The sequence below is a fragment of the Thermoplasmata archaeon genome, from assembly GCA_035622275.1.
Classification (GTDB): Archaea; Thermoplasmatota; Thermoplasmata; order Lutacidiplasmatales; family UBA184; genus Lutacidiplasma.
This window is the reverse complement of sequence record DASPVQ010000007.1, coordinates 1-16,456: the sequence shown is the minus strand read 5'-3', so window position 1 is coordinate 16,456 and position 16,456 is coordinate 1. Positions and strand designations below refer to the sequence as shown.

Annotated in this window: 16 protein-coding genes and 3 tRNA genes; 12 read left to right on the top strand and 7 right to left on the bottom strand. The window is 71.8% G+C overall.

The features are described 5' to 3' along the window. Positions 1-8: 8 nt before the first annotated feature. A complete protein-coding gene (gene rpiA / locus VEL82_02430) occupies positions 9-716 on the bottom strand; it encodes a ribose-5-phosphate isomerase RpiA (GenBank protein HXW66723.1) in 708 nt (235 codons plus the stop codon). A gap of 83 nt (positions 717-799) precedes the next feature. Between rpiA and pyrH the strand changes: the two genes are divergently transcribed. Then, positions 800-1,525 (top strand): UMP kinase, encoded by a 726-nt coding sequence (gene pyrH, locus VEL82_02425; GenBank protein ID HXW66722.1) that lies wholly within the window; start codon positions 800-802, stop codon positions 1,523-1,525. A gap of 32 nt (positions 1,526-1,557) precedes the next feature. Then, positions 1,558-2,187 (top strand): adenylate kinase, encoded by a 630-nt coding sequence (locus tag VEL82_02420; GenBank protein ID HXW66721.1) that lies wholly within the window; start codon positions 1,558-1,560, stop codon positions 2,185-2,187. Here VEL82_02420 and VEL82_02415 read toward each other — a convergent pair. Continuing rightward, complete coding sequence (locus VEL82_02415; GenBank protein HXW66720.1) at positions 2,156-2,728, bottom strand: histidine phosphatase family protein; 573 nt, start codon at positions 2,726-2,728, stop codon at positions 2,156-2,158. The two genes, VEL82_02420 and VEL82_02415, sit on opposite strands and share 32 nt — an antisense overlap. A 63-nt stretch (positions 2,729-2,791) precedes the next feature. Between VEL82_02415 and VEL82_02410 the strand changes: the two genes are divergently transcribed. Further along, a tRNA-Tyr gene (locus VEL82_02410) sits at positions 2,792-2,898 on the top strand. Positions 2,899-3,049: 151 nt separating this feature from the next. Beyond that, positions 3,050-3,418 (top strand): VOC family protein, encoded by a 369-nt coding sequence (locus tag VEL82_02405; GenBank protein ID HXW66719.1) that lies wholly within the window; start codon positions 3,050-3,052, stop codon positions 3,416-3,418. A 13-nt stretch (positions 3,419-3,431) separates the two neighbouring features. On the opposite strand, the gene VEL82_02400 is transcribed toward VEL82_02405, so the two are convergent. Together VEL82_02400 and VEL82_02395 are read right to left on the bottom strand one after the other, a co-directional pair. Further along, positions 3,432-3,503, bottom strand: a tRNA-Gly gene (locus tag VEL82_02400). Between the two features lie 55 nt (positions 3,504-3,558). Further along, positions 3,559-4,047 carry an ACT domain-containing protein gene (locus tag VEL82_02395; GenBank protein HXW66718.1) on the bottom strand — a complete coding sequence of 163 codons (489 nt, stop codon included), beginning with the start codon at positions 4,045-4,047 and terminating at the stop codon, positions 3,559-3,561. 141 nt (positions 4,048-4,188) lie between these two features. Between VEL82_02395 and VEL82_02390 the strand changes: the two genes are divergently transcribed. Genes VEL82_02390 through VEL82_02365 form a run of 6 tightly spaced genes read left to right on the top strand, consistent with a single transcriptional unit; the run spans position 4,189 to position 11,620 of the window. After that, positions 4,189-5,286 carry a hypothetical protein gene (locus VEL82_02390; GenBank protein ID HXW66717.1) on the top strand — a complete coding sequence of 366 codons (1,098 nt, stop codon included), beginning with the start codon at positions 4,189-4,191 and terminating at the stop codon, positions 5,284-5,286. A 4-nt stretch (positions 5,287-5,290) separates the two neighbouring features. Further along, a complete protein-coding gene (locus VEL82_02385; GenBank protein HXW66716.1) occupies positions 5,291-6,949 on the top strand; it encodes a type II/IV secretion system ATPase subunit in 1,659 nt (552 codons plus the stop codon). Beyond that, a complete protein-coding gene (locus VEL82_02380) occupies positions 6,949-7,905 on the top strand; it encodes a type II secretion system F family protein (protein ID HXW66715.1) in 957 nt (318 codons plus the stop codon). The genes VEL82_02385 and VEL82_02380 overlap by 1 nt, the downstream gene beginning before the upstream one ends. Beyond that, a complete protein-coding gene (locus tag VEL82_02375) occupies positions 7,906-8,889 on the top strand; it encodes a type II secretion system F family protein (protein ID HXW66714.1) in 984 nt (327 codons plus the stop codon). Positions 8,890-8,901: 12 nt separating this feature from the next. Further along, a complete protein-coding gene (locus VEL82_02370; protein ID HXW66713.1) occupies positions 8,902-10,665 on the top strand; it encodes a type II/IV secretion system ATPase subunit in 1,764 nt (587 codons plus the stop codon). A gap of 31 nt (positions 10,666-10,696) precedes the next feature. Next, on the top strand, positions 10,697-11,620 hold the full coding sequence (locus VEL82_02365) for a site-specific DNA-methyltransferase (protein ID HXW66712.1): 924 nt from the start codon (positions 10,697-10,699) through the stop codon (positions 11,618-11,620). A 36-nt stretch (positions 11,621-11,656) separates the two neighbouring features. On the opposite strand, the gene VEL82_02360 is transcribed toward VEL82_02365, so the two are convergent. The 3 genes from VEL82_02360 to VEL82_02350 form a co-directional block, all read right to left on the bottom strand. Continuing rightward, complete coding sequence (locus tag VEL82_02360) at positions 11,657-12,097, bottom strand: hypothetical protein (protein ID HXW66711.1); 441 nt, start codon at positions 12,095-12,097, stop codon at positions 11,657-11,659. A 56-nt stretch (positions 12,098-12,153) separates the two neighbouring features. Further along, positions 12,154-13,809 (bottom strand): hypothetical protein, encoded by a 1,656-nt coding sequence (locus VEL82_02355; GenBank protein ID HXW66710.1) that lies wholly within the window; start codon positions 13,807-13,809, stop codon positions 12,154-12,156. Between the two features lie 133 nt (positions 13,810-13,942). Continuing rightward, positions 13,943-15,478, bottom strand: a complete 1,536-nt coding sequence (locus VEL82_02350) for a sigma 54-interacting transcriptional regulator (GenBank protein HXW66709.1) — start codon at positions 15,476-15,478, stop codon at positions 13,943-13,945. A 121-nt stretch (positions 15,479-15,599) separates the two neighbouring features. Between VEL82_02350 and VEL82_02345 the strand changes: the two genes are divergently transcribed. Further along, a complete protein-coding gene (locus VEL82_02345; protein HXW66708.1) occupies positions 15,600-16,316 on the top strand; it encodes a 30S ribosomal protein S3ae in 717 nt (238 codons plus the stop codon). A 34-nt stretch (positions 16,317-16,350) separates the two neighbouring features. Then, positions 16,351-16,454: transfer RNA gene (locus VEL82_02340), tRNA-Met, on the top strand. Positions 16,455-16,456 lie beyond the last annotated feature (2 nt).

Below are 16,456 nucleotides of genomic sequence, written 5' to 3'. Positions count from 1 at the left end.
GGGCGCCGCTAGGCGCGCGCCGGTCCGCCGGCGCGTCGTTCCTCGACCCGCCCGTCGGGGTGGCCGACGAGCACGCGCGGCGCGAAGCCGACGAACAGCCCGGTCTCGACGACCCCCACCGGCGCCCGGAGCGCCCGCGCGGTCGCGGCCGGATCGTCGATCGGGCGCGCGGGTGCGACGTCGAGGATCTCGTTGCCGTTGTCGGTAAGGAAGGGCCGGCCGTCCCGACCCCGCCGGGCGGACACCCGGTAGCCGTCCGACGCGAGGCGTTGGGCGACCGCCCCCCGGGCGAACGGCACGACCTCCACGGGGATCGGGACCCGATCGCCCAGGTGGACGACGAGCTTCGACGGGTCGACGAGGATGACGAGCTCCTTCGACAGGCCCGCGAGCAGCTTCTCGCGCAGGAGCGCGCCGCCCCCGCCCTTCGTCAGGTCGCCCGCCGGGCTGACCTCGTCCGCGCCGTCGATCATCAGGTCGAAGCGGTCGTCGTCACCAAGGGGCCGCACGCCGAGCCCGAGCGACCGGGCGAGTTCCTCCGTCGCCCGCGAGCTCGCGACGCAGTCGATCCGCGCGGGAGGGAACCGCGCGGCGAGCGCCCGAACGGCGTGGGCGGCCGTGGATCCGGTCCCGAGGGCGAGGCGCATCCCGGGCCGGACGAGATCGATACCCCGCCGCGCGGCGGCGATCTTCGCGGCCTCCGCGTCGTCGGGCACGCTCCTCCGCAGCGGGCCCGGTTATTCAACCCCACGGGCCGATCGGCCGACACGCCTAAGCCGCGGTCCCCCTCCCCTCGCCGATGCCGTCCCGCTCCCCGGTCGCCGCGCGACCGGTCGTCGTCTCGATCGGCGGGTCCGTTCTCTTCACCGGCCACGGCGACCGGGAGTACCAGACCGCGCTCGCCGGCCTCTTGCGGCGGCTGGGCGCCGAGTTCCCCATCGTCGCGACGACCGGCGGGGGGCGGACCGCGCGCGTGTACATCGGCCTCGGCCGGGAGCTCGGGCTCACCGAGGTCGAGCTCGACGAGATCGGGATCGAGGTCACGCGCCTGCACGCGCGGCTCCTCGCCGCGTGCATCGGACCCCCGACGCCTGCGCACCCGCCCGCGTCGATCGCCCAGGCCGTCCACGAGCTCGCCCGGGCGTCGCCCGTGATCCTGGGCGGCACGGAGCCCGGCCACACGACCGACGGCGTCGCGGCCCTCGTGGCCGCCCGCCTGAGGGCCTCCCGCCTGGTCAACGCCACCGACGTCGACGGCCTCTACGAGCGGGACCCGCGCCAGGATCGGACGGCGACCCGGATCGACCGGCTCTCCTGGCCCGAGTTCCGCGAGCGCGTGCACGCCGCGACGTCGGGCGCGGCCGGGCAGAACTTCCTCTTCGACCGCCTCGGCGCCGACACGCTCGCGCGGGCGAACATCCCGCTGTGGATCGTCGACGGCCGCGATCTGGGCAACCTCGAGGCCGCGCTGCGCGGTCGCGCCTTCGTCGGCTCGCGCGTCGAGGACGCGGGCCGCGCGTCGTAATCCCTTTACCCGAGCGCCCCTCGGGTCCGCCGATGGCGCAGGTCGTCTTCCTCGGACCGCCCGGCGCCGGCAAGGGCACGCAGGCCGCGATCCTCGGGCGGGAGCTCGGACTCCCGCACCTGTCCACCGGTGACATGCTGCGCGCCGCGGTCGCCGCTCAAACTCCGGTCGGGCGCGATGCGCAGCGTCACATGGACGCGGGCGCGCTGGTCCCGGACGCGATCGTCCTCGGGGTACTGCGGGAACGGCTCGCCCAGCCCGACGCCCGCGCCGGCTTCCTCCTCGACGGGTTCCCCCGCAACGTTGCTCAGGCGACGGAGCTCGCCGATTTCGCGCGCCTGGACGCGGTGATCGCCTTCGACCTGCCGTTCCCGGAGCTGGTCGAGCGCCTGAGCGGACGCCGGGTCTGCCCGACGTGCCAGTCGGTCTACAACGTCGTCTCCCAGCCTCCCCGCGTGCCGGGCCGGTGCGATCGGGAGGGCGCCGAGCTCGTCCAGCGCCCCGACGACCTGCCGGCGGCGGTGCAGACGCGACTGAAGGTGTACGCGGAACAGACGGCGCCGCTCCTCCTCTACTACCGCGAGCGCGGGCTCCTCCGCACGCTCGATGCCCGCGGCCGCCCCGAGGACGTCACGGCGCGCCTGCGCGCGCTCCTCCCCTAGCCGCGGGCGCCCGAGCGGGCCCGACGCGGACGATCTCGCCCCCCGTCCAGCGCGCTCCGTCCCAGTCGAGGCGGATCCCTTCGAGGTAGCCGAGCGGGGGGCCCCAGCCGCGCGCGAGCCCCGGCACCGCGGCGGCCGCCCCGAACTCGATGATGCCGCCGTGCGAGATCAGGAGCATGGCGCCGCCCTCGGGCACCCGCTCGAGCTCGCGCCGCCACGCATCGGCCTGGCCTTCGGCGTACGCGCGCATCGCCTCGCTCCTCTCCACGAACTCGACGTACGAGGCGAAGCCCGTCGGTCCCATCTCCTCGACCGCGGGCCCCACGTCGTCCGGCATCTCGCCGAGCGCCGGCAGCCGACCGTCGACGGACAGGCCCATCGCCTCCGCGGTCTCGACGGCCCGCGGCTTCGGGGAGGTCAGCACGCGGGAAAAGGCCGGCAGATCGCGAGCGACCCGCCGGGCGAGCGCGATCCCCGCGGCGTTGAGGTGGATGCCGGCCGGGTCCCGGCGGCTGTGCCGCCGGTGCTCGAGCGTCCGCATCGGCGCGCCCCGCGTCCTCGCAGCGCAGCAAGTTTATAGCGGGACGACCGCTCCTCGGGCCGTCCCGGCTTAGCTCAGTGGTAGAGCGGGGGACTGTAGGCGAGACTGCCGGACCTCCGGCGGCCCCCGCGGAGATCCTCAGGTCGCCTGTTCGAGTCAGGCAGCCGGGACCTTGGGACCGGCCGACCGCCACGATCGACCGGGAGTCCCTGCCGCGGCGCACTGGGCCGCCCCCGCCCCGGCGCGGGCGCCCCCCTCCCCGGATGGGTGCCCGGCACACCTAAATCGCCGGGGGGTCTCCCCGCGCGGGAGGGGACGGCGATGTCGACCCGGGGCGTGTCCGTGGCGGTGGCGGTGAAGGACCGGCGCCGATCCGCGAAGTGGTATGCCAGGGTCCTCGGCTGGAAGGTCATCGAAGACGCGCCCGAGCATTGGACCACGGTCGGCGACCGTTCCGGCCGCTTCCAGCTGCACCTGTGCGAGGTCGCCGGGCCGGGGAAGAAGCCGCCGCGATCCGAGGTCGGCAACACGGGGATCCTGCTGCTCACGAACGAGCCGTTCCGCAAGGTGTGCGCCCGCATGAAGCGCCAGGGCGTCCGCTTCCCGATGCCGCCGAAGAAGCTGCCCTGGGGCTGGCAGGCGAAGTTCGTCGATCCCGATGGGAACCTGTTCTGGTTCGGCCCGGGGTAGACCGGCGGCCCGATGCGGTTGTCGGGATTCGAACCCGAGTAGGTAGCTTGGGAAGCTACCGTCCTAACCACTAGACCACAACCGCGCGACCCCCTCGGAGGACGCGGCGCTCTTACGGTTTGTCGGGGCGGGCCCGGGCCCTACAGCAGAAGGCCGACCGATTCGTCCGGCACGCTCGCCGCGCCGGCGAGGAGATCGGAGTTCGACACGACGCCCTCCGCGATCTCGCTCGCGAAGCCCGCCCGCGCCAGTATGGTGCGGGCCCGGGCCGGATTGCTCGTCCCGAGCGCGACGAGCGGCTGGTTCCCCTCGCGGGCGACCAGGATCGCCGCGCTCACCAGGTTCACGCGGGCCCGGGCGAGCACCTCGAGGACCTTGAGGAAGCTGCCGGCGCGGTCCTCGAGCCGGACCGCGATCATCTCTCGGACCTCCGGCTCGAAGCCGGCCCGCTGGAGCAGCTCGAGCGCGCGCTCCGGCGCGCTGACGATCAGGCGGACCCGCCCGCGCCCCGCGGTCGAGTCGACGCTCACGGCGGCGAGGTTGATCCGTTCCGCGGCGAGCATCCGGGCGACCCCCGCGAGCGCCCCCGGCCGGTTGGTCAGGGTCAGCGAGATCTCGCGGAGCGCCATCCGGGTCCCGAGAAGGGACGCGCGCGTAAAGGTTCGACGGCCTACGCGCTCGTGCGCGCGCTCGCGTTCGGGCATATATTTATAGTCGGACCGGGCTAAATTCCCGATGCCCGGGCCTTCGGGCACCGGCCGGTTCGTCGAATGGGGGGAGCGAGCAGCGCGACCGCTCGGCGGAGATTCCGTCGGGCCCGCCGGCTGCGGGAGAGCCGCCGCGGCGTCGTCGCGGTGATCGGCACCCTGCTCGCCCTCCTGGTCTTCTTCGCGCTCTTCGGCATCTTCCTCACCCAGTACGTGCCGCTCTGGATGAGCGACAACGAGGCGCAGTTCACGGCGAACGCCGCGGCGAGCTTCGGGCTGCTCAAGTCCTCGATCGACTCCCAGTACGTCCTCGGGGCGCCGCAGACCTACGGGCTGCCCGTCCAGATCAGCTCCGACTCCGTGCCGCTCCTCGCCCAGCCGACGCAGGGCACGCTGACGTTCCTGCCGCAGATCTGCCCGAAGGGGTTCGCCACCGCGACGAGCGCGAACGCCACGATCCCGGTCGGGCAGCCCGAGACGCCCAACTACTGCGTCTTCTCCAACATCACGCTCTCGAGCGGCCCGGGCGGATCGGGCCCGTACTACGCCGAGATCCCGACCGGCGTGCTCGAGTTCGCGCTGCCGAACCGCTACTACTCGCCGCAGACGTTCTTCTTCGAGGACGACGCGGTGATCCAGAGCCAGGGCGGGGGCCACGAGGTGATGGCGGTCCCGCCGCCCCTGAACGTCACCAACATCGCCGGCAACATCACCGTCTGGGACAGCCTGCTGCAGCTCTACGGCAACTCGACGAGCGTCATCGGAACGGGCTCGCAGGAGATCTACAGCCACCTGCGCTACTCCAACCAGATCGTCTCCAACGGCTACAGCCGGACCACCTTCACCTACGCGCGCTTCACCTACACCTTCGAGATCGGGACCCAGAACCCGTGCGCCTGGGGCTCGATGCTCAACAACCTGGTCTGGAACCAGAGCGGGCTGCCGCTCGGCGACCACGCCCAGTACTCCTGGACCGTCTCGGGCAAGCCGTGGGCCCCCGCCTACCCCGGGACGGCGGTCGGCAACTACACGACCCAGGGGACCGGTTGCAACCTCGCCAACGGGGGGACGACGGTCCTGATCCTGACCGTGACCAACGTCAACTACGCGGTCTTCTATCAGGCCGGCGTCCAGATGGGGATCGGGGTCGGAGGTGCCTAGCGCCGTGGCGAGCGATTCCGTCCGGGTCAAGATCCCCCGCGCCGGCGGGACCGGTGCGGAGGCCCCGCCGCTCGCGGGCGGCGCGCGGCCGCTCGAGACCCCGACCGACGTGCCGGGGACGTTCATCACGGCGATGCCGCCGCTGGCCGAGCCGTCGATGAAGGAGCTCGAGATCAGCGCGGTGAACCCGCCGTACTCCTACTCCCGCGTGAGCTACAACGACCGCTCGAAGGAGTACCTCTACGAGGTCATCGAGCCGCAGCTGACGCCCCGCGAAAAGGAGCTGGTCGAGCACGTGAAGGCGACGCTGGCGATGATCCTCGGGAGCGAGGTCAACAACCTCTCGGGCGCCGACAAGCGCGCCTACCTGCGCGGGGAGGCGGAGGCGTACTTCGCCAGCCGCGGCATCTCGCTGAGCCCGATCTCGACCGAGCGCATCATCTACTACGTCCTGCGCGACTTCGTCGGCTACGGGCCGGTCGACGCGCTGATCCGCGACCCCGAGGTCGAGGACATCTCCTGCGACGGCGTGGACGTGCCGCTGTTCATCTTCCACTCGAAGTACGAGTCGGTGAAGACGAACGTCGTCTTCCCCGACGAGGAGTCCACGAACTCGTTCATCGTCATGCTCGGGCAGCGCTGCTCGAAGGCGGTCAGCGTGAGCGCGCCGATCCTCGACGGCACGACGCCCGAGGGCCACCGCGTCCAGGCGACGTACGCGCGCGAGGTCACCACGCGCGGCGCGAGCTTCACGATCCGGCGGTTCAAGGAACGGCCGTTCACCCCGGTCGACCTCGTCCTCATGGGCAGCGCGAACGAGGAGATGGTCGCCTACTTCTGGCTCGCGGCTGAGCAGGGGGAGTCGGTGATCATCTGCGGCGGCCCGGCCGCCGGCAAGACGAGCACCCTCAACGCGGTCGCGCTGTTCATCCCGCCGACGGCGAAGATCGTCAGCATCGAGGACACCCGCGAGGTCAACCTGCCGCACGAGAACTGGATCCCCGGCGCGACCCGCAGCGGGACGGGCGACCGGGGCCCGGACGGCAAGGCCGCGGGGGAGGTCGACATGTTCGACCTCGTGCGCGCGGCCCTGCGCCAGCGCCCGAACTACATCATCGTCGGCGAGGTCCGCGGCAAGGAGACCTACACGATGTTCCAGGCGATGGCCACGGGCCACACGACCTACTCGACGATGCACGCCGACAGCGTGAAGTCGATGGTCAACCGCCTCGAGAACCCGCCGATCAACACGCCCCGCATCCTGCTGAGCGCGCTCAACAACGTCATCATCCAGATCCAGACGCGTACCGACAAGGGCGTCGTCCGTCGGCTCAAGCAGGTGCTCGAGATCGTCGGCTTCGAGCCCGAGACGAACGAGCTGATCACCAACACCGTCTACGAGTGGGACCCGTCCACCGACGGCTTCGTGTTCAAGGGCCACTCGTTCCTCTTTGACAAGATCATGGAACTCAAGAACTACACGCCGGACGAGATGGATGCCGAGTTCCAGCGGCGGACCGCGGTGATCCGCTACCTCGTCCAGAACCAGATCACCGACTACCGTCAGCTCTGGAGGACGATCGCGCAGTACTACCGCGACCCGAACGAGGTCCTCCAGCGGGTCTCGGCCGGGGCGCCGCCGGCCGCGGAGGAGGCGAGCTAGTGGCCGCCCGGGACGCCGACGCGCCGGAGGCCGCCGCGCGGACGGTGCGCCTCAAGCGGGGCGAGCAGCCGGCGCACTCGACGCTCTCGCCGTTCCAGCGCTGGGCCTGGCGCACCTTCCGCAACCGGGTGCTCGCCCACCCGCCGGACCCGACGCTCGAGGAGAACCTGGTCAAGGCGCACATGCGCATCCGCGCCGACGAGTACATGGCGACCGTCTACGCGACGACGGTCGTGGTCGCCGCGGTCGCGATCGTGGTCGGCGTCGCCGTCGGCTTCCTCTTCTACCTCTCGGGCCAGCTGATCTTCGCGCTGCTCATCGGCATCGCGCTGCCGCTCCTCGCCCCGATCGGCACGTTCTTCGCGATGCCGAGCACGCCGGGCTCGACGGCGAAGGCCCGGGGGCGCAAGATCGACCAGAAGATCAGCCCCGCGATGAGCTTCGTCAGCGCGATGGCGTCGGCCGACGTGAACGTCGACCAGATCTTCAAGGAGCTCGGCCGGCAGAAGATCTACGGCGAGGTCGCCGAGGAGGCGGCCTGGATCACGCGCGACACCGAGCTGCTCGGCGTCGACATCCTGACCGCGATCCGCAACGGCGCGCAGCGCAGTCCCTCCAAGCGCTTCCAGGACTTCCTGCAGGGCGTCGTCACGACGGCGACCAGCGGCGGCCAGCTCAAGCCGTACTTCCTGTTGAAGGCCGAGCAGTACGAGCGCGAGAACAAGCTCGCGCAGCTGCAGCGCGTCGAGACGATGGGCCTGCTCGCCGAGACGTTCGTGACGGTCGTGGTCGCCTTCCCGCTCTTCCTCGTCATCATCATCGCGATCTTCGCGGTGATCGGCGGCGGCGGGACGTTCATGATCGACGTCCTGTGGGGGATCGTGGGCGCGATGATCCCGCTCTCGCAGTTCGGGTTCATCTTCTTCATGTACACGCTGGCGCAGGAGATGGTGTAGATGGCGACGCAGGCGGCGACGGGCACCGCGAGCGTGCGGCGGATGAAGGCGCTCACCGGGGTCGAGGCGTCGGCCGCGGAGGAGACCGCGCTCAGCCGCGAGATGCTGCTCCTCTACGCGGGCACCGGCGTCGCGATCGTGATGTGGGTGCTGGCGGCGCTCAACTACGTCGGGACGCTCACGATCATCTTCCGGCCCGGCGAGGGGGCCGGGGCCAACCCGGCGATCGATTTCCTCGTCCTCGGCCTGCTCGCCCTGCTCGCGCCCTACGGCTTCGCGATGAGCGCCAAGATGCGCCGCATCTCCAAGATCGAGGAGCGCCTGCCCGACTTCCTGCGCGACGTCGCGGAAGCCGGCCGCTTCGGGATGACGCTGCCGGACGCGATCGTCGTGGCGAGCGGCGGGCGCTACGGCCTGCTCACCGACGAGATCAAGAAGATGGCCAGCCAGCTCGAGTGGGGCGTGCCGGTCGCGACCGCGCTGCGGCTCTTCGAGGAGCGCGTGCCGACCCCGCTCGTCCAGCGGGTCGTCTCGATCGTCACGCGGGCCAACGAGGCCGGCGGGAACGTCGCGGACGTGCTGACGATGGTCGCCCACGACACCCGCGAGAGCCAGCTCGCGGCCCAGGCGCGCCAGATCTCGATGCTCACCTACGTGACGGTGATCTACATCGCGTTCTTCGTCTTCCTCGTCACGATCTACATCATGGCGGCGGTCTTCCTGCCGCAGATGATCACGGCGGGCCAGGCGGTCTCGACCTCGAGCCTCTCGGGCGCCGGCGCGATCAGCCTCAGCTTCACGCTCGTGCCCGTGCTGTTCCTCGCGTTCATGGTCGCGGTGATCGTGCACGCGGTCGGCGACGGGATCATGGCGGGCGTTCTCTACAACGGCCGCATCTCCGAGGGCATGCAGCACGCCACCGTGATGCTCGCGGTCGGCTGGGCCCTGATGCGCTTCGTCGTGCCGATCCTCAACGTGGGCTGAACGAGGTCAACGATGGCGGGCGAGGTCGAGGACGACACCGCGACCGAGGCGACGGACGGCGGGACCGGCCGCAAGCGCGCTAGCTCGTCGAGCTGGCTGCGCCTGGGGGCGTCGTTGCGCAAGGGCTCGAGCGAGCCACGGCCCGTCAAGCTCGCCCGGCTCGGCGTCAGCGGCCAGGGCAGCGTGGGCGAGGTCACGCCGGTCCCCCCGCTCAACGATCCCGCGCTGAAGGAGCTCGACCTCGCGCCGATCCGCCCGGGCTTCTCCTACGTGCGCATCACCTACCACAACGTCCGCAGCGAGTACCTCTACGAGGTCATCGAGCCGCCGCTCTCGCCGATCGAGCGGGACCTCACCGAGCGCCTGCGCACGGTCCTGATCGACGAGTTCGAGCCCCTGCCCGAGATCGACCCCGAGACCAAGCGCCGGGAGCTGCGCAAGATGGTCGACAACAAGCTCCAGCAGTGGGAGCTCGGGCCGGGCCCGACGACGAAGGGCCGGATCCTGTACTACCTGGAACGGGACTTCATCGGCTACGGGATCGTCGACGTCCCGATGACCGACACCGAGGTCGAGGACATCTCCTGCGACGGGGTCGGGATCCCGCTCTACATCTACCACCGCAAGTACGGCTCGATCCGCTCGAACCTCCGGTTCAAGGAGGCCAAGGAGCTCGACGACTACGTCGTCTGGCTCGCCCAGCGCTCGGGCAAGCACATCAGCGTCGCGAGCCCGATCCTGGACGCGACCGTCCCCGACGGCTCCCGGCTGCAGGCGACGCTGGGCACGCACGTGACCAAGCGCGGCAGCTCGTTCACGATCCGGCGGTTCCGCGACAACCCGTTCACGCCGGTCGACCTGCTGAAGTTCAAGACGATGAGCCCGGAGATGATGGCCTACCTCTGGATCGCTATCGAGAACGGCCAGTCGATGATGGTCTGCGGCGGGACCGCGAGCGGCAAGACCACCACGCTCAACGCGACGCTGCTGTTCATCCCGCCCCAGATGAAGATCGTCAGCATCGAGGACACCCGCGAGCTCAACCTGCCGCACGAGAACTGGGTGCCGTCGCTCACGCGCGCCGGCTTCGGCGCGAAGAACATCACGAGCGGCAAGGCCCCGGGCGAGATCGACATGTTCGACCTCCTCGCCGCGGCGCTGCGCCAGCGCCCCCAGTACCTCATGGTCGGGGAGGTCCGCGGGGCCGAGGCGTTCATCGTCTTCCAGGCGATGGCGACGGGGAAGACCTGCTACACGACCTTCCACGCCGAGAGCGTGAGCGCGATGGTCCACCGCATGGAGAACCCGCCGATCTCGCTGCCCCGCTCGCTCGTGAGCGCGCTGAGCCTGGTCCTGCTGCAGCGCCAGGTCAAGGTCGGGACGAAGATGACCCGCCGCGTGCAGTCGCTCACCGAGATCGTCGGGCTCGATCCCGAGACGAACGAGCTGATCACGAACTCGGTCTACTCCTGGAACCCGGCGGACGACACGTTCCTCTACAGCGGCCACTCCTACGTCTACGAGCGGGTCGCGCTGATGAAGAACCTCTCGATGAAGGAGATGGAGCGCGAGGTGCGCAACCGCGTCGAGCTGCTCGAGTACCTCGTCTTCCGCGACAGCCAGGCGACCCGCCTGAAGCCGTTCACGCACCGGGACGTCGGGCGCGTCGTCGCCTTCTACTACAAGGAGCCGGACAAGGCGCTCGCCGAAGCCCGCGCCGAGCTCGCGAAGGGGCGCACCCCGGCCCCCACCGCTCCGCCGGTGCCCGCGCGATAAGCGTTTAGCCGGGCCGGCCTCGTCGCCGGCGATGGCGCGCCCGTCCTCCGTCCCGTTCGCGCGCGTCGCGCTCGATCGGGGCCGCGCGATCGAGCTGTGGAACGAGGACGCCGTGCGCGGCCTCGCCCGGCGGATCCCGGCCGGCGGCGCGGACGTCGTGGTCACGAGCCCCCCCTACAACGTCGGCGCCCCGTACGGTCGCTACGCCGACGACCGGCCCCGGGCGGAGTACATCGACTGGCTGCGCGCGGTCTCGGCCGCGGTGGACCGGGTCCTATCGGACGCGGGCTCCTTCTTCCTGAACGTTGGGGGGCGCCCGAGCGATCCGTGGCTGCCGTGGGACGTCGCCCGGGCGGTCGCCGAGCGCTTTCGCCTGCAGAACGTGATCCACTGGGTGAAGTCGATCGCGATCGACCGGGCGAGCGCGGGTCGGGATAGCGGCGTTCGGCGCGACCTCGCCCTGGGACACTACAAGCCGCTCCTCTCCGCCCGCTACCTGCACGGGGCCCACGAGTACATCTTCCAGTTCACCCGCCGCGGCGACGTCCCGATCGATCGGCTCGCGATCGGCGTTCCGTTCGCGGACAAGTCGAACGTGGAGCGATGGCGCGCGTCGCGCGGGGACCTGCGCTGCCGGGGGAACACCTGGTTCCTGCCGTACCCCACGATCCGCGAGCGCGCGCGGGACCGACCCCATCCCGCGACGTTCCCGGTCGAGCTGCCCGCCTGGTGCCTCCAGCTCCACGGCATCGGCCGGGTCCGTCGGGCGGTCGACCCGTTCGTCGGCATCGGCGCCTCGGCGGTCGCCGCGGCGCGGCTGGGCGTCGGCTTCGTCGGGTTCGACGTCGATCGCGACTACCTGCAGGAGGCGCTGCGTCGGGTCCGCGCCGAGCGGACGGCCCGGCGCGATTCGGCGCCGGGGACCGCGCGGGCGAGCGCGCCCCGGCGCACCTAGCGGGGCGATCCGCGCCCCCGGATCGAGCCGGCGCGCCTACCCGTCGCGCGGGGCGCTGTCGTCGCTCGACGGCGGCGACCACTCGCGCATCGGCGTGCGGCGTACGCCCGCGGCCGCCGCGAGGGCGTTCTTCGTCCCGGTCTTGGCCGCCTTCCCGGCGCTCACGAACGCGTCGCGCGTCGCGGCGCCCGCGCGCGAGGCGCCGGCGCCGATCGCGATCCCGGCGTTCGCGATGTGCTGGGGCAGCGCCCGCATCTCGGCATCCATGCGGCGGCCGAGGTTCGCGAAGTCCTCCTGGATGTCGGCCGCGAGGTCACGGGCATCCCGCGAGGTCGCATGTCCGAAGCGCTCGATCTTCCGGTCCAGCTCGCTGAACTCGCTCGCGAAGTCTCGTCCGAGCCCGCCCGCCGCGCGTCGCATCTCGGCGAGGTGCTGGCGGAACTGGGCCTCGTCCCGGCCGTCCGACATGGGGTCCACCGGCGCAGCATCGGTCCGGTCGGGAGATAAACTTTGAGCGCCACGCGCAGAGGGGGTCAGCCGCCCATGCGCCGGTCGGCGCGGCGACGGCGCCTGGTGCCCGCCGGGGGAGCCGCGGCCGGGGGGGCCGGCGGGGCGGGCGCGGCGACCCGGCGCTCGACCTCGACCCCGTGCGCCCAGCGCACGAGGAGCTCGACCCCGAGGCGGGCAGGGTCCGTGACGAGCAGCTCGCCGCCCATCGTCCGCGCGATCGCGCGGGCGGCCGTTTCGTACTCCGGGTGCTCGCTCTTCAACAGGATCATCGTCGAGCGCAGCGCGGCGACGGTCGATAGCTCCCGGGCGCGCTGGAGGGCGTGCTCCATCGCGACGTCGAGCTGCCCCGAGCGGACCCGGCCGCTCTCGTCGGTGTACGCTTCGGGCAGCCCGTCGGTGATCAGGTACAGCTCGCGCCGGCTCGCGCGCGAGGCCTGCAGGAGCAGGTGGGCCGCCCGCAGCGCCTCGGCCGTGTTGGTGAACGCCCCCGCCCCGCACTCCCACAGCTCGACCAGGTCGAGCACCCGGACCTCGTTGTCGAACGCGAACACGTCCACGGTCGCGTCCGGGTAGCGCCGCCGGATCGCCACGTAGAGCGCGAGCAGCGCCTTCTTCGCGGCCTCGAGCTTGCCGCCTTCCTCCATGCTGCCCGAGCGGTCGAAGGCGAGGACGACGTGGACCCGCTCGCTCGTCACCTCCCGGAAGACGTAGCTCGTGGACTCGTCGATGTGGCGCTGGCCCGCGAGCCGGGCGGCGAGCAGCGAGCTCGGCAGGTCGATGTGGGCGACCTCCTCGGCGCGCAACAGCCGCGCCTTCTCGTAGACCCCGGTCGACGCGCCGCCGCGCAGGCTCAGCCGCACGTCGCCCGGGAGCCGGTGGCTCTCCTCCTCGAGGAGGAGCCGCGCGAAGCGCTCCACGAGGCCGTAGGTGACCGCGAGCTCGCCTCCGCGCTCGGCGACGAACCCCCGCTCCTTGAGCTCCCGCTCGACCCGCCCCTCCTCGGCCGCCCGGATCCGCGCCTCCGTCTCGGCCTCCGCCCGGCGGGCCGCCTCGCGTCGCTCTTCCTCGAGCTGCCGGCGCTGGCGCTCGGCCTCCCGGCGCTTCGCCTCGGCCGCGCGCGCCAGTTCGCGTTCCTCCTGCGCCAGGTGTCGGCTGACCGCGCCGCTCAGCTCCTCCTTCTGGGGCCCGGAGAGGTGCGCGAGCGCCTCCCCGAGCTCGGAGGCGCCGAGCGCGCGGCCCTCCGAGGTCGCGATCGCGATCGGAACCCGTCGCTCGGTGCGGGCCGGCGCGACCGTCCGACCCCGGCCGAACAGGCGGGCGAACCAGGCGGCGAGGCGGGCGAACGCGGCCCGGATCCTCGCCCAGATCCCGGGCCGCGGCGGGGGCTGGTTCCACGACGCCGACGGGAGAAGGAGGGCTGTCTGGACCTCGTCGAAGAGGTCCGCGGGCAGCCGGGACCAATCGATCGACCGCGCCGCCTTCAGTCGACCCTCGAGCTCCGCGATCCGTCGGGCGACCTCGTCGTCGCTGCGCTGCGAGCGCACGTCGAGCTCGTCGAGGCGGCGGTCGTAGTCGCCGACGAGGCGCGCGACGCGCCGCCGCGCCTGCTGCGCCAAGCGCTCGCGCAGGCGGGCGAGGCGGGACTTGAGCTCCTGGTCGCTCTCGGCATTCTCGCGCACGAGCCGCTGGGCGCCGGCGACGCCTTCCTCGGCGAGCGCCCGGATGAGGCGCGAGCGGTCGATCGCGTCGAGCAGGTCCTCGGAGCGGACGTCGTCGGTGAACGCGGAGCAGTCGGGCAGCTCGATCGCGTCGCTAGAGGGGGGCGTCGTCGTCGTCCTCGTCCGTGCAGGTGAAGAGCGAGTGCTCCTCGAGCAGACGGAAGGCGTGCACGGCGACGTCGCTCGGCACGAGGGAGGCCGGCGGACGCTCGCGGTCGGCGACGTACCGGACGAACGGGCGGAACTTCGGGAACAGGGGCCCGTCGGCGGCGAGCTGGCCGCGCATCTCGGCGTCGTCCTTGAGGCGACGGCCCTCGCCGATCAGCGCCTGGGCGTCCGCGCCGTTCTCGTGGAGGACCCCGCGGTAGAAGCGACACCAGTAGACGCCGGCGCTGCGCTTGAGCGCGGGGGCGAGATACTGGTCGATGAACTCGCCGACCCGTCGCTCGTTCTGGCGGAACGAGTCGCCGCTCCGCGCCCGGATGCGCCCGCGCATCGCGTGCACGAGGCCGGACCTGAGGTCGGCGTTCGTCGCGAGCGGCCGGCCCGCGAGCAGCGCGGTCGCCGCGGTCCGCTGCGCGACGTCGATCAGGGTACGGTTCGATCCCACCTCGCCGATGTCCGGGTTGTCCTCGCTCATGCGCAGGCGCCAGGCCTCGATCACCCGGACCCCCGCGTCGACGAGGATCTCGGGCAGGTAGCCGGTCGGCTCGTCGGCCCGGGCGAGCGCCACGATCCGGACGTTGTCCGTGTGGCGGTCGTTGTAGCCGACGTGCAGGCTGGTCAGGCGGTCGGAGAGCGGGTCGTTGATGTTGTCGAGGTCCGAGAGGTTCGACGTGCAGACCGCGACGAACAGCCCCGGGAAGCTCTCGCGCGACTTCGCGGGCGTCACGGTGCCCTCCTGCAAGGCCTGCAGGAGCACGTTCTGCGTCCCGAGCGGCAGCTTGCCGATCTCGTCGACGAGCAGGAAGCCACGGTTGGCCTGGAGCAGCTTGCCCGGCTCGAGCACGAGCGGGCTCATCGGGTCCCCGACCTCCTCGAGCTTGCGCAGGTTGATGTTGCCCGTCAGGTGGTCCGGGAACACCTCGCTCGAGCCCTGGAGCCGGGCGTAGCCGAAGCCCTCGCGCAGCGTCACGTACGTGGCCGGGACCTTGGCCGGGTCGACGGCCGCCGGGCGGAACTGGGCGGGATCGCCTCCCGGTGCGAACCGTCGCTCGCAGATCGGGCACGGGGGGTAGCGCGCGGCGACCGCGGCATCGACCACGCTGAGCGGGTGGTCGAGGACCGGGCAGCCGTCGATCGCCCACACCTCCTTCGGGAAGATCCCCCACAGGTCCCGGGCGAGGCTCGTCTTCCCCGCGCCCGAGGGACCGAAGAACAGGACGTGGGCGCCCGAGACGAGCGCGGTGATCAGGTCGTCGTAGGTGCCCGCGGGCAGCACGGTGCGGGGGAACAGCTCGCGGATCGCCTCGCTCCGGTCGAGCCCCTGCTGGCGAAATTCATCGAGGCGACGCAGGATCTCGCGCCGGAACCGCTCGCCCGGGCTCTCGACGCTGGCGCGGGCATGCTGCAGCTGCTGGGCGCTCGCGTGCGTCCCCGGCGACGGAGGAGAGAGGCCCGGGGTCGCCACGGCGCGCGCAACTGGGTTCGGGTTATGTAGTTTGCCGCGCGGCCCCCCGGCGGGCGGAATTTCTCCTCGGCGCGGCGCGACACGGTTAAGTAGCGAACCCCGCTCGGCGGCCGCGCGGTCGATGGCGGAAAAGGAGACGCCGGCCAAGAAGCCGGCGCTGGCGCGCACGGTCAAGGACAAGTGGCGCTCGAAACACTGGTTCAAGGTCCGCGCGCCCGGGATCTTCCAGCACGTCGAGCTCGGCGAGACCGTCGCGACCGAGCCCGAGCAGGTGGTCGGCCGGACGCTCGAGACCACCCTGCCGGAACTCTCCGGAGCGGCGGACGCCGCGAAGGCCCACGTGAAGCTCCGCTTCCGGATCGAGCGACTGGGCGGCGACGGCGTCGCCGAGGCGCGGTTCATCGGACACGAGCTCACCTCGGACTTCGTGCGCCGGCTCGCGCGGCGCAAGCGCTCGAAGATCGACACCTCCTTCCGCGTCACGACGAAGGACGGCGTCGGCTTCGTGTTGAAGCCGGTCGCCGTGGGCGAGCAGCGCCTCCAGACGCGCCTGCGCGCCGAGCTGCGTCATCAGATCGTCACGATCCTCACCGAGGAGGCCGCGCGCCGCACGAGCCCAGAGTTCGTGCGCGAGATGCTGCAGGGCGAGCTGTCGAAGGTGCTCGCGCACGGTCTCAAGACCCTCTATCCGCTCAAGAAGATCGAGATCCGGCGCTCGGAGGTGCTCGGCACGATCTCGGACGACGTCCCGTCGGCGGAGCCGGCGAGCCCCGCCGAGGCGCCCGCGCCCCCGGAGCTCTCCGTGCCCTCGGCGGGCGTGGACGCGGGCACCGCCTAGCGCGGAAGGGCGCGATATGGCGCGTCCGTTCCCTGTCGGAGTGGCTCAGCCCGGTAGAGCACGGGACTCATAGCGGGAGGCGCGACGCGCCGCCCGGGAGAGATCCTGGGGTCGGGGGTTCAAATCCCCCCTCCGACACT